Here is a 19,400-nt window from a genome sequence, read left to right on the forward strand (position 1 = left end):
AAGATCGAAGTTTGGGCAGTTTGAAAACAGCCGCTGCCCGGAGGACTTCGGGGCCGGCGATGAAACGATTCCTTTGCCGCGGGGCATGGTCTAGAACCGGGAGAAGGGACAGGGACAAGAAATGTCAGAAGACGCCGAGAAGATCATCGAACGCCTGGCGCAGGATCTGCGCGCGGGACGGTTCACGCCGGGTTCATGGCTCAAGCAAGTGGATTTGCAGAAGCGCTACGGGGTTGGCCGCGCGCCGGTGCGCAAGGCGCTGGAGGCGCTCGCCGGGCGGCGGCTGATCCGGCATGAGAAAAATCGTGGGTATTCGGTTCACCCGGCCGATACCGAGGAGGCGGACCAGGTTCTCGATATCCGCGTCGCCATCGAGACCGGCTTTGCCGAGGCGATCTGCCGCAATGCCGCCGAGGCCGACATCGCCGACCTCGGGCGTCTGGCCGCGGAGTTCGAGAAGATCGCGATCAATGGTCCGTTTCACCTGCTTTATGACGCCAATCTCGCGTTTCACGGCGCCCTGCTGGGCTGTGCGCGCAACCCGGCGATGGTGGCTCTGGTCGCCGATCTTCGGATGCGCACCTCGCCGGCCCCAGCCTCGCAATGGTTGGATCGCTCTCGAATCGAACGCTCGGCGCAGGAGCATTTCGACATGGTCGAGGCGGTCAGAACGGGCGATGGCGCAGGGCTGGCGCGGTTGATCCGCGACCATATCCTGCAGCGCGCCGACTGAGGCGCGAACACGACAGGGCCCGGAGCAGCGGTGACCGCTCCGGGCCCTGCGGGATATTGCGTCGAAGCGATAAAACCTGCTCCGCTCGGGGTATTTTGCCGGGCGTTCAGGCGGCGCGCGACTGCGACCGGCCGCGCGGCGCGATCGACGAGACCAAGACGCTGAGCCGCATGACCTCGTAAAAATCCCGATCCCCCAGAATCTCGCGTGGCGAGCGGTTTTCCAGCGCGCGCTGCGGCGCATTCAAAAAGGCCTTTTCGAGGTCGGTCGCCCCGAGCTTGAGGCGCACCAATTTCCGCAACGAGCGGACCGTATCAAAATCGACAGTCATGAAATCACCTCCCTTGCACAGGCACCTCCACCGTACCCGCGCTGCACAACTTTAATATGACTGTCGCGCCTGTCACGCTGCGGCGCGGCGCCGCAGCGGCCTTGTGAGCGAAGCTCTGCCGGGCGCCGGGAGGGTTCATAATTGTCTCACGGCATCAGACGTTTGACCGTCAGCGCTCTCGGCGCCCGCGTGCCGATAGCGCCGGTGGAGAGGTCCCTTCAGGTCACAATTCCCGCATCCTTTAGGTTGTTTATTTCCGTCTCCACCGCCGCGGCGAAGGCCAGGCCGACCGACCCCAGCGGGCGATCGTGGGGCACGAACTGGGCGATGTCCCAGGTGATTGCCGGAATCAGCCGATGCGAGGAGACTCTCTCCAGGTCGATGAGCTGATTGGCCACCGGGTCGACGATCGCCACCCCGACGCCGCGCTCGACCAGCCGGACCACGCTGTGCAGGGTGCGCAGCTCGGCGGCGATGGTCCGGTGCACGTTGATCGTATCCATCATGTGGTCCACGCGCTGCCGCAGCGGGCTGCCCTGCGCAAGGTCGATGAACCACTCCTTGCGCAGCCGGGGCAGGGGGATCTCGTCAAGCTCGCCAAGCGCGTGTCCCTTCGGCAGCAGGCAATGCGCCTCGCAATGGGCAAGCGGGCGGGATTCGGCACCGAAGGCCTCGGCGTTGAGCGTGATGCCGAAGGCCAGGTCGCAGCGCTGTTCGCTGATCATCCGCAGCATCTCGGCCATGCCGACGTCGACGATTTGCACCGTGGCCTGCGGATGGGTGACGCGGAAGGCGCGCAGCGCGTCGAGCAGGAAGGTGTCGCAGAAGATCGGCTGCGCCGCGATCACCAGATGGCCGACCTCGCCGTTGGCAATGGCGAGGGCCTCCTGTTCGAGCCCGCGCAGCCCGGCAAGGTGACGCACCACGGTCTGGTGAAAGCGAAAGGCCTCGGGCGTCGGCGCCAGTCGGTTGCGCTTGCGCCGAAAGAGGGCGAATCCGACTTTTTCCTCCAGAGATGCCAGAAGGCGGCTCACCAAGGGCTGGCTTGCCGCGAGATCTTCCGCCGCCATCTTGACGCCGCCAAGGCGCATGTAGGCGTCAAATGCCTCTAATTCCCGTGTCTTGAACACAAACCTCTCCCTCAGTATGCAGTTTATGCAAGTTGCGGTGTACTATTGTCAACTTCCGCATACTGTGAATGGTGCACCACATCCAACAGTCCGGCCCGGCCGGAAAAGATGTGAGGTAATCATGAAGAAACTTCTCGGAAGCATCGCTCTGGCGGTGATCGCTGCAACCGGCCCCGCGGTCGCGCAGGACTATCCCGATCAGGCGGTGACGCTGGTCGTCCCCTACGGCCCCGGCGGCGCTTCGGACCTTGCCGGCCGTGCGCTGGCGGAAACCGCGCAGCCCTTCCTCGGCCAGCCGGTGACGGTGATGAACAAGCCCGGCGCCGGCGGCATGAACGGGGCGCGCTCGGTCTCCGAAGCCGAGCCGGACGGCTACACGCTGCTGCTGGCCCGCGTCGGCATGGCGCTCTCGCCGGCCGTGACCCCCGGCAATGCCGTGGAGTGGGACGCCTACACCTTCCTCGGCGCGCTGGAAGCCACGCCGATGATCCTCGCGGTGCGCGGTGACGCGCCCTACAACAGCGTCGAAGAGCTGGTGGCGGCGATCAAGGACAGCGACGGTCGCATGACCTATGCCGCCTCGGGCGCAACCGCGATCGACGGCTTCACCACGCAGGCGCTGCTGGCCGACAACGATCTCGACCCGCTGACCGCCGCGACGCTGGTGCCCTACAAGGGCGGCGGCGAGCTCGCCACCGCGCTGCTCGGCGGCCACGTCGATTTCGTCGCCATGGCAGCCGCCTCGCTGATGCCGCACATCAAGAGCGGCGACATGAAGGCGCTGATGGTCTTCGCTCCCAAGCGCATGGGCGATCTGCCCGAGGTCGCCACCGCGGCCGAGCTCGGCTACGAGAAGGCCGGCCAGATCGCAGGCTGGAGCGCGCTCTACGGTCCCAAGAACCTGCCCGAGGACGTGGTTGCCAAGTGGCACGAGGTGCTGGGCAAGGTCGCGACGGATGAGACGTGGCTCGACCTTGCGGCACGCCGCGGCTCGATCTCGACCATCGGCGACGTCGACATGACCGACTACGCCAAGAGCCAGTACGAGCTGTTCCACGGGCTTGCGCAGGACTTCGGCTACCTGTCGAACTGAGCGCCAAGCGCTCAGGGTGGCGCCGAGGCGCCGCCCGCCTGACTGCCTGAACCCTGGTGCGGTCCCGATCTCGCGGGCCGCACCCCGCCCCGCCCCAGCCCAGACCGGGGCCCCCTCATCTTTCCGGAGCGTCGCCATGCCCAAGCCCGTCCTGCGGGGGCTGATCATTGTCGCCTTCTTTGCGCTGACCGCCTTCGTTCTCGTTCCCCTCTACGTGCCGCGCCCGGCCTTCATCCCGGGCTTCGCCCCGCCGCCGGACATGTGGCCGCGCACCGTCTCGCTTGCCGGCATCCTGCTTGGCGCGCTGGCGCTGCTTTTTGCCTTCACACGCGACGCGCCCGCCGAGGAGCCGGTCGAGACCGACGGCAGTTCCAAGGCCCGGATGAGCGCGCGTTTCGCCGGGCTGATGCTGGCCTTCGTGCTCTTCCTCGTGGCGATACCGCTGCTCGGCTTCCTGGTCTCGTCGGTGCTGCTCACGCTCTGCATCGTGCTGATGACCGGCGAGCGCGGCCATTATGTCTGGATCGCGCTGCTCGCTTTCGGCGGGCCGATCCTGCTGCAGATGTTCTTCCATTCCGCGCTCGGCACGCAGTTTCCCAAGGGCGTGCTGACGAAGCCCTTCGGCTTCTGATCGGAGATACCCATGCTCAATGAAATCCTCTCCGCGCTGGTCGCCGTGGCGACGCTGCAGAACCTGCTGATCATGATCGCCGGCATCTGGGGCGGCGTCATCGTCGGCGCGATCCCCGGGATGACCGGCACGATGGCGGTCACGCTCGCGCTGCCCTTCACCTTCTACATGGAGCCGGTGCCCTCGATCCTTCTGCTGGTCGCGCTCTACAAGGGGTCGACCTACGGCGGCTCGGTCTCGGCGATCCTGATCAAGACCCCGGGCACAGCCTCGGCGGCCTGCACCGCGCTCGACGGCTACCCGCTGGCGCAGCAGGGCAAGGCCGGCAAGGCGCTGAACATGGCGCTCTATTCCTCGGTGATCGGCGACTTCATCTCGAACCTGTCGCTGATCTTTTTCGCCGCGCCGCTCGCCGTGCTGGCGCTGCGCATCGGACCGCCCGAGTTCTTCATGCTGATGCTCTTCGCGCTGACCACCGTGGCGGGCGTGTCGGGCAGTTCGCTGCTGCTGGGTCTCGTCTCGGCGGCGCTGGGTCTGCTGCTGGCGACCGTGGGCGAGGACATGTACGGCTCGTTCCGCTTTGCCTTCACCCCCGACATGCAGGCGGGCCTGTCCATCGCGCCTGTGCTGATCGGCCTCTTCGCGCTGCCCGAGCTGATCAAGCTGGTGGTGATGCGCGCGGCCAAGAAGGAAGAGGCGGCAACGCTCGGCGCGCAGCACGTCACGCGCGAGGAGTTCTTGGGCTCGCTGAAGACCATCCTCAAGGGCTCGGTGATCGGCTCGGTGCTCGGGGCGATCCCCGGCATCGGCCCGTCCTCGGCGGCCTTCTTCTCCTACGGCGAGGCGCAGCGCAGCTCGAAGACGGGCACCAACTTCGGCAAGGGCGAGCTCGAAGGGATCGCCGCCTCGGAATCGGCCAACAACGGCGCCTGCGGCGCGACGATGATCCCGCTGCTGGCGCTCGGCGTGCCGGGCGACGTGATCACCGGCGTCATGCTGGGGGCCTTCATGATCCAGGGTCTCACCCCCGGTCCGCTGCTGTTCCAGACCAACATCCACGAGGTCTACATGCTGCTGATCGGCATGCTGGTCTCCTCGGTGCTGCTGTTTTTCGCCGGCAAGGTGACCATGCGCATGTTCTCCAAGGTCTCGCACATCCCGCAGACCCTGCTGACGCCGCTGGTGCTGCTGCTGTGCATCTTCGGCATCTACTCGATCGCCTCGAGCACCTTCGATGTGGCCGTGCTGCTGATCATGGGCGTGGTGGGCTTCGGGATGTTCCTGCTGAATATTCCGGCGGCTCCCTTCCTCATCGCCTTCATCCTGGGGCCGATGCTCGAGGAAAACCTGCGCCGGGCGCTGGCGATCTCGCGCGGCGACATCTCGGTGCTACTCTCCTCGCCGATCACCTGGATCTTCGCGGTCCTCATCCTGTTCGTGCTGACCATCACGGTGCGGCGGGAAATCCAGAAGACAAAGACAGAAAGACGAGTTGCGCAATGAGCCTGAAACGCGAGAGCCTGCCGGATGCCGAGGCGCGCATCGCGCGCGCGGCAGAGCACCTGGCCGACCTGATCGCCTTCGACACGGTGTCCCGCAACGGCAACCGGCCGCTCATCGACCACATGGCGGCCTATTTCGAAGGTCTCGGCGGGCGGATCACCCTGCTGCCCGACGAGACCGGCGAGAAGGCCAACCTCGTCGCCGCCTTCGGCCCCGAGGACGTCGCGGGGCTGGTCTGGTCGGGGCACACCGACGTGGTCCCGGCAGATGAGCCCGAGTGGCAGAGCGACCCGTTCAAGGCCGAGATTCGGGAGGGCCGGCTTTACGGGCGCGGCGCCTGCGACATGAAGGGCTTTGCCGCCTGCGCCATGTCGGTCGCCCCGGCGCTGGCGCAGGCCCGGCTCGCCCGGCCGGTGTACATGTGCTTTTCCTACGACGAGGAAGTCGGCTGCCTTGGCGCCCCGGCGATCGCGCGGCATCTTGCAGCGCTGCCGGTGCCGCCCGAGTTCGCGATCATCGGCGAGCCGTCGATGATGGAGCTGGTCACCGGCCAGAAGGGCAAGATCGCCATGCGCGCGCATGTCACCGGCACCTCGGGGCATTCCTCCTTCGTGCCCGAGCATGTCAACGCCATCGAATACGCCGCCCGGGCGATCGCGCTGATCTCGGCGCGGGGCAAGCGCTACGAGACCGAGGGGCCGTTCGATCCCGATTTCACCGTGCCGCATGCGACCATGCTGGCGACGATGATCGACGGCGGGGTCGCCACCAACGTGACCCCCGACAGCTGCAGCTTCACCTTCGAGCTGCGCTCGATCGCCGACATGGATCCCGAGGCCGACATGGCCGAGCTGCTGGCACAGATCGAGTCCGAGATCTGCACCGAGATGGCCGCCAAGACCCCCGGCACCGGCATCACCTTCGAGCGGATCTTTTCCTACCCGCCGATGGGCGAAGCTCGCAACACCGCGGGCTATGCCCGCTATGCGCGGCTGATGCCCGAGAGCTGGGCGGGCAAGGTGTCCTATGGCTCCGAGGGCGGCATCTTCGAGCAGGTCGGCGGCATCCCGTCGGTGATCGTCGGGCCGGGCTCGATCGAGCAGGCGCACAAGCCCAACGAGTTCGTCGATCTCGACCAGCTCGCCGCCTGCGTGACGTTCCTCGACGGCATCGTCGCCGAGCTTTCCGGCGGCGCTGACTGAGCCTTCGGCGGACCGGGCGCTTGTCCGGTCCGCCGTTCGGGCGGCACGCCGTGGTCTCTCTGCGGCTAGTGTCCCGCGTGTGCCCGAAGCGGCGCGAGCGCCCGGTTCTCGACCCGGATCCGCCAGCTCAGCATGGCGGCGTTGAGCACGGAGAAGAGCACCGCGACCCATGTCAGCCCAAGCACCATGGGCGCGACGATGATCTCGGCCACGACGAGCATGTAGTTGGGATGCGAGAAATATCTGAACGGTCCGCGCCTCACGAGCGGCGCGTCGACGACGATGATGCGCGTCGTCCAGCGCGGCCCGAGGCTGGCGAGAATCCAGACGCGCAGCACTTGCAGCACCACGAAGACGCCGAGCCAGAAGTGGCCGACCTGCCGGTCATGGCCGAACACCACAAGGCAGAAGACCCAGGCGGCATGCATGAGCACCATCACCGGGTAGTGGCCTTGGCCGACCTCGACGCCGCCCTTTGCGAGAAGCCGGGTCGTGTTCCTCTGCGCAAGCACTAGCTCGCCGAGCCTTTGCAGCACTATGAAGCCGAGAAAGAGCGCCGTTGCCTTTTCCATCACGCTGCCTCTGCGCCGACGCTGAGCGGCTGGAAGGAGGCGGTGAACCCCGGCCCAAGGGCGCAGGCCATCATCTGTCCCGTGCGGCCCGCGTCCAGCACCGCCTTGAGCACGAACAGCACCGTCGGGGCGGACATGTTGCCGGCGCGGCGCAGAACTTCGCGCTCGGCGTCGAGCGCGCCCTGTTCGATGTGAAGGGCGCCTTCCAGCGCTTCGATGACCTTCGCGCCGCCGGGGTGGCAGACGTAACGCGTGATCGGTGTCTCGACGAGGCGCACCGCCTCCTGCGCCGCGGCGCCGAACTCGCTGGTGATGAAGGCCGGGATCGAGCGGTCGAAGACCACGCCGAAGCCCGTTTCGTCCACGTCCCACCCCATGATCCCGAGCGTCTCGGGCCAGGTCTTCTGGTGCGGGGCGCCGAGCCCGACGCTCGGCATGTCCATGGGCCTGCTGTCGGACAGGCAGGCCGCGGCGGCGCCGTCGCCGAAGAGCACCGCGGCGATGATGTCGGCCTTCTGCAGGCGATCGGCACGGAAGGCGAGCGAACAGGTCTCGACGACGACCAGCAGCACCTTGGCTCCGGGCCGTCCCGCCGCGAGAAGGCCGGCCGTTGCCAGCCCCGAAACGCCGCCCGCGCAGCCGAGCCCGAAGATCGGCACGCGGAGCACCGTGTCGCGAAACCCCATCTCGGTCAACGCTTGCGCCTCGAGCGAGGGCGTCGCGATGCCGGTCGAACAGACGGTGACGACGACATCCACCTCGGCGCTTTGCCATCCGGCTTGGCTGAGCGCCGCGCGCGCAGCGTCCACGAAGAGCGCCTTGGCCCCCGCCGAGAAGGCCCGGGCGCGATCTGCCCAGCCATGCGGCTCCGCGAACCAGTCGAGCGGCACGACCGAGTGTCGGGTGTCGATCCCGGCGGTGTCGAAGCTCTTGGAAAGGCGGTAAAAATCCGGGTAGACGCCTCCGAAGATCTCCGCCGCGCGGGCGCGGACCTCGGATTGTTGCAGGCAATGTCCCGGGAGGGCTGTCGAAAGTCCGTGCAGGTATACGTTCATCCGTGCTCTTTCGCTGAAGGCGGCCTTCGAGGAATGCGGCCCGTTACCAGCCCTCCGCGCGGCAGTCGGGGCACAACGCGGATCCCGTAGTTTCGTTCCGCAGCCTCTGCCGGCGCGTCCTTGCCGGGGGGGGCTCGCAGGCCCGGGTCATTGCCGGATGAGCGGGCGATCCCGAAGGCGATCTTGGGCCGATCGGCGAAATACCCCGGCCCGTCGGAACCCGCCGCGATCTTCCGAGTTCGGCTAAACGGAGGATGGTTTCCCCTCCGGCGACTTCCCCTCCAGCGAGCAAAGATTGCGCATGGCTTTCGAGACTCCTCTCCGTCCCACCGCGCGTGGCAACAGGCCGGTGTGCAAGTCCCCCCGGGGTTTGGCGATCCGCCCCCGTGCAATGCATCGGGTCGCGATCGTCGGAGCCGGACCGACCGGCGTCTACACGCTTGCGGCGCTGCTGCGCGAGGCGCCGTCGCGGCTGCATGTCGACATCTTCGAAAAGGGTCCCGCCGCGGGCCCCGGCATGCCCTACAACGCCGAGATGAATGCACCGTCGATGCTCTCGAACATCGCGAGCCGCGAGCTGCCGCCGGTGGCCGTGTCGCTCAACGATTGGCTTCGCGGCCTCGATCGCTCCGACCTCGCGCGGCTCGCACTCCGCGAGGAAGACATCGGCGAGGACGCCTTCTATCCCCGGCTCGCGCTCGGCGCCTATTTCACCGCGCAGATGGCGGAGCTGGTCGCCCGCGGCCGGCGCGGCGGACATTTGATCGAGCTTCACCTGCATCACACGGTTGAGGACATTCGCCCGCGCCTGACGGGCATCGAGGTCACCTGGCACAGCCCCACCGGCGCGGCGAAGGCAGAGTATTCAGACGTGGTGCTCGCCACCGGCCACCGCTGGCCGGATACGGTCGCTGACGGCGGCGTGCAGCTTCAGTCTGCCTGGCCGGCGGAGAAGCTGGGGCGGCTGCCGCAGCGCAGGATTGGCGTGCTGGGCACGTCTCTGTCCGCGATAGACGTCGCGGTGACCGTCGCCTCGGCACGGGGTCGTTTTGTCGACGCGGAGGGAGGCCTCGCCTATAGCCTGGACGAGGGGCAGACCGACTTTCTGATCAGCCTCATGTCGCGCAAGGGCCTGCTGCCGGAGGCGGACTATTGGTATCCGCTGCCCCTGCCGGAGCTGCCCAGGCTGGCCGCCTGCGGGGCGGCGGAGGGGCCGCTGCTCGAGCGGGCGTACCAGGCGTTTCTCGCCGACCTCGACGAGGCGGACGGGGATTGGCTGGACCGCCTCGGGGGGCGCGAGATCGGGCGGGAGGAGTTCAGGGCGGCCTATTTCTCTGAACGTCTTGCGGCGGATCCGTTTGACTGGGCGGAGCAAAACCTCGCGCGGGCCGAAGAGAGCGTGACGGCGCAGCGCCCGACGCCCTGGCGCAGCGCGCTGCTGAGGGCGCACGAGCTTTTCGAGACGCTGATACCACGGTTCACGGAAGCCGAGGTCGAGGCGTTTCATGCCACGCTGAAGCCGGTCTTCACCGACTGCTATGCCTGTGTTCCCCATTTCTCGGTCAAGCGTCTGCTCGCGCTGCGCAAGGCGGGGGTGCTCGAGGTGGTCCGTCTGGGCGACCACAGCCGGATCGCCCAGCATCGGACCGGGCTCTGCGTGACGGGGGATCAGCTGGAGACCGAGGTCGAGATCCTCATCGACGCGCGCGGTCAGCGCGCTCTGAAATTCTCGGACCTGGGGTTCCCGTCGCTCGCCCGCGCCGACCTTCTTGCCCGGCCGCTGCGGTTCGAGGATCTGCTCCTGCCGCTCGGCGCGGCCTCGTCGGGCCGCGTCCACTGCCTCGCGCTGCCGGTGCTGCTGCGTCGGCGTCCCTTCGTGCAAGGGCTGGTGAACGCCTGGGAGATGGGCAGCACAACCGCCAATGTGATCGCCGAGGCCATGGGAGATCGCGCCACGGCCTAGGGCGGAAGTCGGACGTTGGGACAGCGCGCCGCTACATCGGCACCGCGCGTGTAATCTGGTTTATGTAAATACCGCGCGTGACCGGATGCGGCGCGTCATCCGGCTTTGTCCGTGGCGCAAGGCGTGACCTGAGCCTGATTGGTCTCACGGCACCGTCGATCCGCGCACGATCAGTGTCGGCGGCGGGCTTGCCAGATGGGTGGCTGCCGGATGGCCTTCGATGAGGTTCAGCAGCGCATCCGTGGCGGTTGCGGCGACGGAGTCGAGCTGCAGGTCGACGGCGGTCAGCGCCGGCGTCTCCGCGCGCGCGCGAAGTCCGTCGTAGCGCGTCGCCACGCGCACATCCCCCGGAATGCTGAGACCGGCCAGGCGCAGCGCGTCCATGGCCCCTGTGGCCTGGGCGTCCACCGGCACCAGCAGGCCGTCGGTTTCCGGATGTGCCGCGAGGTGGCGGGTGACGCTGCGGGCGGCACCGGCCTCTCCCTCCGCCTCGTCGATGCGCAGCACCGTCGGTGTCATGCCGATCTGCGCCGCGCGCTGACGGTAGCGGGCCTCGAACACCTCGTAGTAGCGCCGGGCGCCGGTCCCGATCAGCAAGGGGACGTTGCGCGCCCCGACCTCGAGCAGGTGATCGATCAGCAGGTCCGCCGTCTGCGCGTAGTTCAGATCGACATGGGCCGAAACCGCCCCATGCGCCTCGCCGATGGCCACCGTCGGAACCTCGCGCGCGGCCAGCAGCGCAAGGAACGGGTCGTCGCGCGTCGGCTCGACAAGCAGCGCGCCGTCAAACGGCACGTTGCGCAGCGCGGTCTCGGGGTCGCGGATCGGCGGCACCAGCACCAGCGCGACGTTGCGCGACAGCGCCGCCAATGCCGCCGAGCCGGCGATTTCCATCAGGAAGCCGAGCTTCGAGGGACCCGCCGCCACTGCCGTCGCCATGGAGGAGAAGAGCGCGATGGTGTTCGCGCGGCCGGTCCGCATACCCCGCGCCGCCATATTCGGCACATAGCCCAGCTCGCGCACCGCGTGGTCGATGCGCGCCCGGGTCTCGTCATCCACGCGCCGCTTGCCGCTGAGCGCGTTGGAGACGGTCCCCGGCGAGACCCCGGCGAGTCGCGCCACATCCACGACCGTGGCGCGCTTTTGCCCTGCTTTGACCTGCCCGCTCATCCTCGTCTCACCCCGTTGGCGCCCCGGCTGCACAAAATTTCGGCGCGCAGTCCTGCTGCATCGGCTTTTTCGCCCTCGTGACGATTAAAACGTTTTAACGGTGGGCCAGCAAGTGAGAAGAGTTGTTAAAACGATTTAATGGAACGGAGGATCCGATGACTGCCCATGTGATGACCCGCCCCGAAACCAAGCCGGTCGAGCAGGTAACGCTGCGCCGCCGCCGCACCGGTTTGACCGCCCATGACCCCGTCCGAAGTGCCGGGGGCTACACGCTCTTTGCCGGACAGACGGCCGAGGGCCGCGTCGACTTGGTGGATATCGACGGCAGCCTTGCGCACCGCTGGCAGATGCCGGTGCGCGCCGGGCGCGACGCGGTGATCTTGCCGAACGGCAACCTCGGCTACAACGGCAGCCATGCCAGCTCGGCGGCGCTCTACCCGGCTTGGGATCTCTGGCACGGCGGCGATTTCTACGAGGCGACCCCTTCGGGCGAGATCGTCTGGCGCCACGAGGACATCTTCCACCACCACGACGCGCAATGGCTGGCGAACGGCAACCTGCTCTACACCGTCGCCGCCCCCCTGCCCGCCGAAAAGGCGGCGCGGGTGCAGGGCGGCGATCCCCGCAAGGACGGCGCCGACGGGGTGATCCAGTCCGACATCGTGCGCGAGGTGAACCGCAAGGGCGAGACGGTCTGGGAATGGCGCATCTGGGATCACCTCGATCCGGCGGATTTCCCGATCCATGCCATTTTCGACCGGCGGCACTGGCCGATGATCAACGGGCTTTCGGTGACCAGCGGCGGACTTGTGTTGATGAGCCTGCGCACCACCTCGGGCGTCATCGCCGTGGACCGGCGCACCGGCAAGGTGGTCTGGCACGTCGGCCCCGATGTGGTGGCGCAGCAGCACACCCCGGTCGAGATGGAGGGCGGCAGCGTGCTGTGTTTCGACAACGGCAACCTGCGGCAGGGCTCGACCTCGCCCTTCTCGCGCGCGCTGGAGTTCGACCCGACGACCGGAAAGACCGTCTGGAGCTACACCGACCCGATGCCGCCTTCGTTCTTCTCGCCCTACATGGGCGGCTGCCAGCGGCTGTGGAACGGCAACACCTTCATCTGCGAGAGTGCCTTCGGCCGGCTCTTCGAGGTGACGCCCGAGGGCGAGACGGTCTGGGAATATGTGATCCCCGATTTTGCCGAATACCCCGAGCCGCTGTCCAAGTTCATCCTCGGCGCGCACAACTCCTGCTTCCGGGCGCACCGCTACAAGCAGGAGCAGGTGTCATGGCTGTGACAGAGCTGAGGCAGCCCGCCCGCCCGAGACCGCGCCGGAGCCCCGCGCGGATCGCCGCCCGTACGCTTGCCGCGAGCGCCGAGATGGGAAAACCCATGCTCTCCTTCCTCTTCGTGCTGGCGATCTGGGCCGCCGTGGGCGCGCTGAAGCTGGTGCCCGAGGCGATCTTCCCGGCGCCCTGGTCGGTCTGGTCTGCGACGGTGGAGATGTGGCAGACCGGCGCGCTGCCCAAGGATCTTGCGGTCTCTTGCAGCCGCGCCGCCATCGGCTTTGCCATCGGCGCCTCGCTTGGCGTGGTGCTGGGGCTGCTGACCGGGCGCGTGGCGCTGGTCCGCACGCTGCTGGGGCCGTTCCTGTCGCTGCTGCGCCCGATCCCGGCGATCGCGCTGGTGCCCGTGGCCATCGTCTGGTTCGGCATCGGAGAGGGCTCGAAGTATTTCGTCATCTCCTACACGGTCTTCCTCGCGGTCTGGTTCAACACCCACCACGGCATGGAATACGTGCCGGACATCTACCTGCGGGCCTCGCGCAGTCTTGGCGCCTCGCGCCGGCGCGAGTTCCTGACCGTGGTGATCCCCGCCGCCGCCCCCTACATCTTCGCCGGGCTGCGGCTCGGGGTGGCGCTGGCCTTCCTGAGCCTCGTCGCCGCCGAGCTGTCGGGCGCCTCCTCTGGGCTTGGCTACCGGCTGCAGGAGGCGCGGCAGTATATCCGCACCGACCGGATGTTCTCGCTTCTCATCATCCTCGGTGCGCTGGGGGCCACGGTTGATCTGATCGTGCACCTCATCGGCCGCCGGATCGTCCACTGGCAGCAGGGGTAGGATCATGGACACCAAGCCACTCCACGGTGACGTGCGGATCAACGACGTCGCCATCACCTTCAAGGGCAAGCAGGGGCCGGTCACCGCGCTCGAGACCACGACGCTGCGGCTGCACCCGGGAACCTTCACCGCATTGATCGGGCCTTCGGGCTGCGGCAAGTCCACGCTGATGAACGCCATCGGCGGCTTCGTCGAGCCCTCGTCGGGCGCGATCACCATCGATGGTGCCGCCGTCCGCGGCCCATCGGACAAGGTCGGCGTGATCTTTCAGCAATACGCGCTCTTCCCGTGGTTCACCGCGCTTGGCAACGTTCGCTTCGCGCTGCGCCGCTTCGGCCTGCCAAAGGCCGAGGAGATCGACCGCGCCCGCGCCGCGCTGGCCGAGGTCGGGCTCGAGCAGCATGCCGGGAAGTTCCCGCAGGAACTTTCGGGCGGCATGAAGCAGCGGGTGGCCATCGCGCGCACGCTGGCCTGCGAGCCCAAGGTGCTGCTGATGGACGAGCCCTTCGGGGCGCTCGACGCGCAGACAAGGATCGGCATGCACGAGCTGCTGCTCAAGGTCTGGGAGCGCCACCGTGCCACGGTGCTCTTTGTCACCCACGACGTAGACGAGGCGCTGCTTCTGGCCGACGACGTGCGGGTGATGAGCCATGCGCCGGGCCGGCTGATCCGCCACTACCCGCTGAGCCAGCCCCGGCCCCGCGCCTTCAACCGGTCGGGCTCGGAACTGCTGGACATCCGCGAAGAGATCCTCGGCCTGCTGCGCCGGCAGAAGGCGCTGGCCGAGCTGCACTGACCCTACCGAAACCAACAGGAGAGAGACAATGACTGCATTGACCAGACTGGCCCTCGGAACCGCGCTGGCGCTGACCCCGGGCCTTGCCATGGCCGAGAGCCTCGTCTTCGGCTGGAGCCCCAACCCGCAGACCCCGCAGGTCGACCTGGCGCTCGAGAAGGGCTATTTCACCGACGCCGGGCTCGAGGTCGAACTGGTGCCCTTCAACTCCGGCCGGGCGGGCTTCGAGGCGCTGCTCGGCGGGCAGGTGGACGTGGTCTTCATGGCCGAGTTCCCCGCCGCCACCGGCGCGCTGATGGGGCAGGAGTTCGCCATCGTCGGCGATCTTGCCCGCTTCACCGGCTCGCGGGTGATCGGCAATGCCGGGGCCGGTCCACTTGACAGCCCTGCCGACCTTGCCGGGCGCCGCATCGGGACCACCATCGGCACCAACGTGCACTATTTCCTCGACAAGGCGCTCGAAGGCGCGGGCGTCGAGGCCGAGATCGTCTCGGCCGCGCCGCCGGATCTGGTGCCCGCCGTGGTGCGCGGTGACGTTGATGCCATCGTCCCCTTCCCGACCTTCTACGGCGCGGCAAAGGACACGCTGGGCGAGGATTACCTCGAGCTGCGCGCGCCGGGCTACGAGGTGCATTACATCCTCGCCGCCACGCCCGAGATGACCGGCCAGAAGTCTGACACGCTCGCCGCCTTCATGGGCGCGCTGGCCAAGGCGGATGCCGATGTCGCCGCCGACCCGGAGGCAGCGATGGCGGCGGTGTCGGCCTCGATGCAGGGCGCGATCTCGACCGAGGCGCTGGCCACCATGTGGCAGGACGTGGAGATCGGCCTGACGCTGGACGAGGGGCTCGCCGAGCTGATCCGCTCCGAGGCCGACTGGATCCTCGGGCAGGGCGTGATCAAGGCAGAGCCGCTCTCCGACGCCGCGCTGGCCGACTATTTCGCCCCTGCCGCCCTGGAGGCCGCGCAGAAGTAGGGTCAACGCCCGGGGCCTTCCTGCAAAGGGCCCCGGTCCTGCGATCGCGGCTCTGTCCCGCGCTACACCGCCACCTGTCTGCGCAGCCGTCCGCCGGGCCGCGGCGCCAGGATCTCGGGAAAGGGTTTTTGCAGGCGGGCTTCGGCCATGAGCACGATCTCTGCCGCGGCGCGGGCATCCTCGCCCGCGTCGTGGTGGCGGAAATCCAGTCCCAGGGCCGTCTTCAGATGGGCAAGACCATGACCGCCGTTGCCCTTGAACTCGGGCCAGGCGAGGCGCGCCACCTTCACGCTGTCGTGCCATTTCAGCGGCTGCGGGGGACGGCCGCAGGCCTCGGTGGCGCTGCGGATCGCGCGCGCGTCGAAGCTGCTGTGCTGGACCAGCAGGTGTCGCTCGAGGAAGTCCCCGAGCGCGTCGAGGAGCGCCGCGAACGTGGGCTCGCCCGACACATGCGCGGCGGTGATCCCATGGATCCGCACATTCATGCCGTCGAACCTGCACTTCGGGTCGATCAGCAGGGTAACGACCTTCTCGACGTCCCTGTCGCTGACGCAGGCAAGACCGATCTGGCAGATGCTGCCTGCGTCGGAGTTCGCCGTCTCGACGTCGACCGCCACGAAGCGGAAGGACTTGTGAAGGATTGCCGCGAGCCCGGCCCCTGCCTGTCCCTGTCCCTGTCCCTGTCCCGGTGACGCGCCGCGTAAGAGTTCATTTCCCATGCTCTGCCCCAATTCCCTGCCCAGCCTCGGGACCGGTTTGCCTCGGGAAGGCGGTCGAGGGCAACCTCGCCCGCGGGGAAAAGGCCCCCCGCGTCGCTTTCGGGGATCCACCACCCGGGCCCGTCCCTGCGCTCAGGGATGGCCGAGCCGCTTCAGAAGATCCCGCAGCTTGCGCGCGTCGCGCTTGCCGAGACGGCGCTCGAGCGCGGCCTCATAGTCCTGCGCCGCGGCGGAGAGGCGGCGAAACGCCTCCTGCCCCGGCGGGCGCAGCGACAGGCGTTCGCTGCGCCGGTCCTCGGGGCTGGTGACCCGCGCGAGGAAGCGCTTTTCCTCCAGCGCGCGCACCGCGCGCGAGACCTTCGTCTTGTGGATCGAGGCACGTTCCGAGATCTCCTTGGCGGTCATGTCGCCATGGCGGCCAAGGTGGAAGAGCACCCGCCACTCGGTCCGCAGCATCCCGTAGAGATCGCGGTAATTTCTTGAAAACACGTCGCTCTGCGCCTCGGCTGCCTGGTTGAGCAGATAGGGCGTGAAAGCGGAAAGTTCAAAGATATCAGAGTGATCGCGCTCTTCTTCCCGAGGTTTGAGCATTCCGAGAATCTCCCTTGTTAGTTACAAAAGTAACTAACAACATGTCATCGATACGTCGAGGGAGGACTTCGGAGATGAATGACCTGAGCAAGATCTCGGGGCTGACACGCGCGGCCGGCATCAGCGCGCTGCACGAGGGGTACATGCCGGGCTTTGGCAATGACTTCGAAACCGAGGCCCTGCCCGGTGCGCTGCCCGACGGGAGGAACTCGCCGCAGCGCTGCGCCTACGGTCTCTATGGCGAGCAGCTCTCCGGCACCGCCTTCACCGCGCCGAGCCATCAGAACGAGCGCACCTGGTGCTACCGCATCCGCCCGGCGGTGAAGCACACTGGCCGCTTCTCGAAGATCGACGTGCCTTATTGGCAGTCGGCGCCCAACGTCGATCCGGACGTGATCAGCCTTGGCCAGTACCGCTGGGATCCGGTGCCGCATGCGCAGGAAAGCCTGACCTGGCTCACCGGCATGCGCACGATGACCACGGCGGGCGACGTCTACACGCAGGTCGGCATGGCCAGCCACATCTACCTCGTCACCGCCTCGATGCAGGACGAGTATTTCTATTCCGCCGACAGCGAGCTTTTGGTGGTGCCGCAGGAGGGCCGGCTGCGCTTTTGCACCGAGCTCGGGGTGATCGACCTCGAGCCCAAGGAGATCGCCATCCTGCCGCGCGGGCTGGTCTACCGCGTGGAGGTGATCGACGGGCCGGCGCGCGGCTTCGTCTGCGAGAACTACGGCCAGAAGTTCGACCTGCCGGGCCGCGGCCCGATCGGCGCCAACTGCATGGCCAACCGCCGCGACTTCAAGACGCCGGTCGCCGCCTTCGAGGACCGCGACGCGAAAAGCCGCGTGGTGATCAAGTGGCAGGGCCAGTTCCACGAGACCTGGATCGGCCACTCGCCGCTCGACGTGGTGGCTTGGCACGGCAATTACGCGCCGGTGAAATACGACCTGCGCACCTATTGCCCGGTCGGCGCGATCCTCTTCGATCACCCCGACCCGTCGATCTTCACCGTGCTGACCGCGCCTTCGGGCGTCGAGGGCACCGCCAACATCGACTTCGTGCTGTTCCGCGAGCGCTGGATGGTCGCCGAGAACACCTTCCGACCGCCGTGGTACCACAAGAACGTCATGTCCGAGCTGATGGGCAATATCTACGGCGAATATGACGCCAAGCCGCAGGGCTTCGTGCCGGGGGGGATGAGCCTGCACAACATGATGCTGCCGCACGGTCCGGACAACGAGGCCTTCGAGAAGGCCAGCTTCGGCGAGCTGAAGCCGGGCAAGCTCGACAACACGATGAGCTTCATGTTCGAGACCCGCTTCCCGCAGCACCTGACGCGCTTCGCCGCCAAGGAGGCGCCGCTGCAGGACGATTACATCGACTGTTGGGACAGCCTGAAGAAACGCTTCGACGGCACGCCCGAGGGCAACTGGGACTGAGTCGACGCGGGAAAGGGGGGATGGCGCCGCCGGCCCTTCTTGGCCCGCGGGAAACTCACCCCCGGCGTCCTTGGCCCGGCGTATTGGAAAGAGAAGAAGGGGCGGGATGCCTCTGGAAGGACTGCAATGAACCTGATGCAGAGCTGGGTCGGCGGGGCCAATGAGCCCGAGTGCGATTTCCCGCTGAACAACCTGCCCTACGGGGTCTTCGACGATGGCCGCGGCGCGCGCATGGGCGTGGCGATCGGGGACTTCGTGCTGGACGTGGGCGCGGTGGACCATGGGCAGGATCCGGCGCTTTTTGCCGCGCCCGCGTGGAACGCGGTGATGGCGGCGGGCCCCGAGGTCTGGGCGGCGCTGCGCGCGCGGCTGACCGAGCTCCTAGGCGATGAGGCGCATCGCGCCGCGGTGGCGCCGCACCTCGTGCCGCTGGAGGGCGTGTCGCTGCTGATGCCCTTCGCCGTCAGCGAATACACCGATTTCTATGCCGCCAAGAACCACGCCTTCAACGTCGGTTCGATGTTCCGGGGACCCGAGAACGCGCTGCCGCCGAACTGGCTGTCGATCCCCATCGGCTACAATGGCCGCGCCTCTTCGGTGGTGGTTTCGGGCACCGAGGTGCGCCGGCCCTGGGGCCAGCTGAAACTGCCCGACGCCGAGCTGCCGGTCTTCGAGCCCTGCCGCCGCTTCGATCTCGAGCTGGAGATGGGCGCGATCGTCGGCATGCCCTCGCAGGGCATGGTCTCGGTCGCCGAGGCCGACGCGATGATCTTCGGCTACGTGCTGCTCAACGACTGGTCGGCGCGCGACATCCAGGCCTGGGAGTACCAGCCGCTGGGCCCGTTCCAGTCGAAGGCGACGGCGACCACGATCAGCCCCTGGATCGTCACCGCCGCGGCGCTGGCGCCCTTCCGCACCGCGACACCGGAGCGCGAGCGCGAGCTGCTACCCTACCTGCGCGAGCCGGGACCGATGCTCTACGACATCGACCTCGAGGTGGCGCTGGCCCCCGAGGGCGGCGCGGAGACGGTGATCTCGCGCACCAATTATTCGCAGATGTACTACTCTGCCGCGCAACAGCTTTGCCATCACACAAGTAGCGGATGCGCCATGCGCACCGGCGACATGCTGGGCTCGGGCACCATCTCGGGCGCGACGCCGGACAGCCGCGGCTCGCTGCTGGAGATCAGCTGGGGCGGCAAGGAGCCGCTCGAACTGCCCGGCGGCGCGACCCGCAGTTTTCTCGAGGATGGCGACACGCTGACACTTCGGGGGGCCGCGCAGGGCGACGGCTACCGCATCGGCTTCGGCGCGTGTTCGGGCAAGGTCCTGCCCGCCGTGCCGCGGCCCGACTGGACAAAGGAATAAAGGAGGCTC

At 67.6% G+C, this 19,400-nt stretch carries 19 protein-coding genes and 1 pseudogene; 12 read left to right on the forward strand and 8 right to left on the reverse strand.

Going from position 1 to position 19,400, the window contains the following annotated elements:
* Positions 1-121 precede the first annotated feature (121 nt).
* Positions 122-733, forward strand: coding sequence for a GntR family transcriptional regulator (locus G0D83_RS03885; protein WP_164189681.1), 612 nt, complete (start codon positions 122-124; stop codon positions 731-733).
* Positions 734-839: 106 nt separating this feature from the next.
* Here G0D83_RS03885 and G0D83_RS03890 read toward each other — a convergent pair whose 3' ends face one another.
* Together G0D83_RS03890 and G0D83_RS03895 are read right to left on the reverse strand one after the other, a co-directional pair.
* The gene (locus G0D83_RS03890; RefSeq protein WP_108970540.1) at positions 840-1,064 is read right to left on the reverse strand and encodes a hypothetical protein; all 225 of its coding nucleotides are present in this window, start codon (positions 1,062-1,064) and stop codon (positions 840-842) included.
* A 218-nt stretch (positions 1,065-1,282) separates the two neighbouring features.
* Entirely contained in the window at positions 1,283-2,194 is a 912-nt protein-coding gene (locus G0D83_RS03895; RefSeq protein ID WP_108970541.1) for a LysR substrate-binding domain-containing protein, read from the reverse strand.
* A gap of 121 nt (positions 2,195-2,315) precedes the next feature.
* On the opposite strand from G0D83_RS03895, the gene G0D83_RS03900 reads away from it, so the two are divergent.
* The 4 genes from G0D83_RS03900 (at position 2,316) to argE (ending at position 6,623) form a co-directional block, all read left to right on the forward strand.
* Positions 2,316-3,287 (forward strand): tripartite tricarboxylate transporter substrate binding protein, encoded by a 972-nt coding sequence (locus tag G0D83_RS03900; protein ID WP_164189683.1) that lies wholly within the window; start codon positions 2,316-2,318, stop codon positions 3,285-3,287.
* A 136-nt stretch (positions 3,288-3,423) separates the two neighbouring features.
* Positions 3,424-3,918 carry a tripartite tricarboxylate transporter TctB family protein gene (locus G0D83_RS03905; protein WP_164189685.1) on the forward strand — a complete coding sequence of 165 codons (495 nt, stop codon included), beginning with the start codon at positions 3,424-3,426 and terminating at the stop codon, positions 3,916-3,918.
* 12 nt (positions 3,919-3,930) lie between these two features.
* Positions 3,931-5,421 carry a tripartite tricarboxylate transporter permease gene (locus G0D83_RS03910; protein WP_164189687.1) on the forward strand — a complete coding sequence of 497 codons (1,491 nt, stop codon included), beginning with the start codon at positions 3,931-3,933 and terminating at the stop codon, positions 5,419-5,421.
* Positions 5,418-6,623, forward strand: a complete 1,206-nt coding sequence (gene argE, locus G0D83_RS03915) for an acetylornithine deacetylase (RefSeq protein ID WP_164189689.1) — start codon at positions 5,418-5,420, stop codon at positions 6,621-6,623. Before G0D83_RS03910 ends, argE begins: the two co-directional genes overlap by 4 nt.
* A 65-nt stretch (positions 6,624-6,688) precedes the next feature.
* Here argE and G0D83_RS03920 read toward each other — a convergent pair whose 3' ends face one another.
* Both G0D83_RS03920 and G0D83_RS03925 read right to left on the reverse strand, forming a co-directional pair.
* Positions 6,689-7,195 carry an isoprenylcysteine carboxyl methyltransferase family protein gene (locus tag G0D83_RS03920; protein ID WP_164189691.1) on the reverse strand — a complete coding sequence of 169 codons (507 nt, stop codon included), beginning with the start codon at positions 7,193-7,195 and terminating at the stop codon, positions 6,689-6,691.
* Complete coding sequence (locus tag G0D83_RS03925; RefSeq protein ID WP_164189693.1) at positions 7,195-8,250, reverse strand: type III polyketide synthase; 1,056 nt, start codon at positions 8,248-8,250, stop codon at positions 7,195-7,197. The genes G0D83_RS03920 and G0D83_RS03925 overlap by 1 nt, the downstream gene beginning before the upstream one ends.
* A gap of 391 nt (positions 8,251-8,641) precedes the next feature.
* Here G0D83_RS03925 and G0D83_RS03930 point away from each other — a divergent pair, with 391 nt between their 5' ends.
* Complete coding sequence (locus G0D83_RS03930; RefSeq protein ID WP_164189695.1) at positions 8,642-10,213, forward strand: FAD/NAD(P)-binding protein; 1,572 nt, start codon at positions 8,642-8,644, stop codon at positions 10,211-10,213.
* 144 nt (positions 10,214-10,357) lie between these two features.
* On the opposite strand, the gene G0D83_RS03935 is transcribed toward G0D83_RS03930, so the two are convergent.
* Both G0D83_RS03935 and G0D83_RS32695 read right to left on the reverse strand, forming a co-directional pair.
* Positions 10,358-11,152, reverse strand: coding sequence for a substrate-binding domain-containing protein (locus tag G0D83_RS03935; protein ID WP_370457160.1), 795 nt, complete (start codon positions 11,150-11,152; stop codon positions 10,358-10,360).
* A 69-nt stretch (positions 11,153-11,221) separates the two neighbouring features.
* Positions 11,222-11,383: pseudogene (locus G0D83_RS32695) on the reverse strand (LacI family DNA-binding transcriptional regulator); the annotation flags it as partial.
* Between the two features lie 155 nt (positions 11,384-11,538).
* Here G0D83_RS32695 and G0D83_RS03940 point away from each other — a divergent pair.
* The 4 genes from G0D83_RS03940 to G0D83_RS03955 are packed head-to-tail and all read left to right on the forward strand — an operon-like array spanning position 11,539 to position 15,271.
* On the forward strand, positions 11,539-12,678 hold the full coding sequence (locus G0D83_RS03940) for an aryl-sulfate sulfotransferase (RefSeq protein ID WP_203594913.1): 1,140 nt from the start codon (positions 11,539-11,541) through the stop codon (positions 12,676-12,678).
* Positions 12,669-13,499 carry an ABC transporter permease gene (locus tag G0D83_RS03945; RefSeq protein WP_108970550.1) on the forward strand — a complete coding sequence of 277 codons (831 nt, stop codon included), beginning with the start codon at positions 12,669-12,671 and terminating at the stop codon, positions 13,497-13,499. The genes G0D83_RS03940 and G0D83_RS03945 overlap by 10 nt, the downstream gene beginning before the upstream one ends.
* Positions 13,500-13,503: 4 nt before the next feature.
* On the forward strand, positions 13,504-14,295 hold the full coding sequence (locus G0D83_RS03950; RefSeq protein WP_164189700.1) for an ABC transporter ATP-binding protein: 792 nt from the start codon (positions 13,504-13,506) through the stop codon (positions 14,293-14,295).
* A 28-nt stretch (positions 14,296-14,323) separates the two neighbouring features.
* A complete protein-coding gene (locus G0D83_RS03955; protein WP_164189702.1) occupies positions 14,324-15,271 on the forward strand; it encodes an ABC transporter substrate-binding protein in 948 nt (315 codons plus the stop codon).
* 62 nt (positions 15,272-15,333) lie between these two features.
* Here G0D83_RS03955 and G0D83_RS03960 read toward each other — a convergent pair whose 3' ends face one another.
* A complete protein-coding gene (locus G0D83_RS03960; protein ID WP_164189704.1) occupies positions 15,334-15,990 on the reverse strand; it encodes a 3'-5' exonuclease in 657 nt (218 codons plus the stop codon).
* Between the two features lie 132 nt (positions 15,991-16,122).
* Positions 16,123-16,581 carry a MarR family winged helix-turn-helix transcriptional regulator gene (locus tag G0D83_RS03965; protein ID WP_164189706.1) on the reverse strand — a complete coding sequence of 153 codons (459 nt, stop codon included), beginning with the start codon at positions 16,579-16,581 and terminating at the stop codon, positions 16,123-16,125.
* Positions 16,582-16,655: 74 nt separating this feature from the next.
* On the opposite strand from G0D83_RS03965, the gene hmgA reads away from it, so the two are divergent.
* A complete protein-coding gene (gene hmgA, locus G0D83_RS03970) occupies positions 16,656-18,023 on the forward strand; it encodes a homogentisate 1,2-dioxygenase (RefSeq protein ID WP_164189708.1) in 1,368 nt (455 codons plus the stop codon).
* A gap of 126 nt (positions 18,024-18,149) precedes the next feature.
* Positions 18,150-19,391, forward strand: a complete 1,242-nt coding sequence (gene fahA, locus G0D83_RS03975) for a fumarylacetoacetase (RefSeq protein ID WP_164189710.1) — start codon at positions 18,150-18,152, stop codon at positions 19,389-19,391.
* Positions 19,392-19,400: the final 9 nt, after the last annotated feature.

This window comes from Salipiger sp. PrR003, assembly GCF_010500785.1.
Lineage (GTDB): Bacteria > Pseudomonadota > Alphaproteobacteria > Rhodobacterales > Rhodobacteraceae > Salipiger > Salipiger pacificus_A.

Bases quoted from the DNA above. Each gene is read 5' to 3' on its own strand.
- G0D83_RS03885 (WP_164189681.1), top strand. From the start codon at position 122: ATGTCAGAAGACGCCGAGAAGATCATCGAACGCCTGGCGCAGGATCTG.
- G0D83_RS03890 (WP_108970540.1), bottom strand. From the start codon at position 1,064: ATGACTGTCGATTTTGATACGGTCCGCTCGTTGCGGAAATTGGTGCGC.
- G0D83_RS03900 (WP_164189683.1), top strand. From the start codon at position 2,316: ATGAAGAAACTTCTCGGAAGCATCGCTCTGGCGGTGATCGCTGCAACC.
- G0D83_RS03905 (WP_164189685.1), top strand. From the start codon at position 3,424: ATGCCCAAGCCCGTCCTGCGGGGGCTGATCATTGTCGCCTTCTTTGCG.
- G0D83_RS03910 (WP_164189687.1), top strand. From the start codon at position 3,931: ATGCTCAATGAAATCCTCTCCGCGCTGGTCGCCGTGGCGACGCTGCAG.
- argE (WP_164189689.1), top strand. From the start codon at position 5,418: ATGAGCCTGAAACGCGAGAGCCTGCCGGATGCCGAGGCGCGCATCGCG.
- G0D83_RS03920 (WP_164189691.1), bottom strand. From the start codon at position 7,195: ATGGAAAAGGCAACGGCGCTCTTTCTCGGCTTCATAGTGCTGCAAAGG.
- G0D83_RS03925 (WP_164189693.1), bottom strand. From the start codon at position 8,250: ATGAACGTATACCTGCACGGACTTTCGACAGCCCTCCCGGGACATTGC.
- G0D83_RS03930 (WP_164189695.1), top strand. From the start codon at position 8,642: ATGCATCGGGTCGCGATCGTCGGAGCCGGACCGACCGGCGTCTACACG.
- G0D83_RS03935 (WP_370457160.1), bottom strand. From the start codon at position 11,152: ATGGCGACGGCAGTGGCGGCGGGTCCCTCGAAGCTCGGCTTCCTGATG.
- G0D83_RS03940 (WP_203594913.1), top strand. From the start codon at position 11,539: ATGACTGCCCATGTGATGACCCGCCCCGAAACCAAGCCGGTCGAGCAG.
- G0D83_RS03945 (WP_108970550.1), top strand. From the start codon at position 12,669: ATGGCTGTGACAGAGCTGAGGCAGCCCGCCCGCCCGAGACCGCGCCGG.
- G0D83_RS03950 (WP_164189700.1), top strand. From the start codon at position 13,504: ATGGACACCAAGCCACTCCACGGTGACGTGCGGATCAACGACGTCGCC.
- G0D83_RS03955 (WP_164189702.1), top strand. From the start codon at position 14,324: ATGACTGCATTGACCAGACTGGCCCTCGGAACCGCGCTGGCGCTGACC.
- G0D83_RS03960 (WP_164189704.1), bottom strand. From the start codon at position 15,990: ATGGGAAATGAACTCTTACGCGGCGCGTCACCGGGACAGGGACAGGGA.
- G0D83_RS03965 (WP_164189706.1), bottom strand. From the start codon at position 16,581: ATGCTCAAACCTCGGGAAGAAGAGCGCGATCACTCTGATATCTTTGAA.
- hmgA (WP_164189708.1), top strand. From the start codon at position 16,656: ATGAATGACCTGAGCAAGATCTCGGGGCTGACACGCGCGGCCGGCATC.
- fahA (WP_164189710.1), top strand. From the start codon at position 18,150: ATGAACCTGATGCAGAGCTGGGTCGGCGGGGCCAATGAGCCCGAGTGC.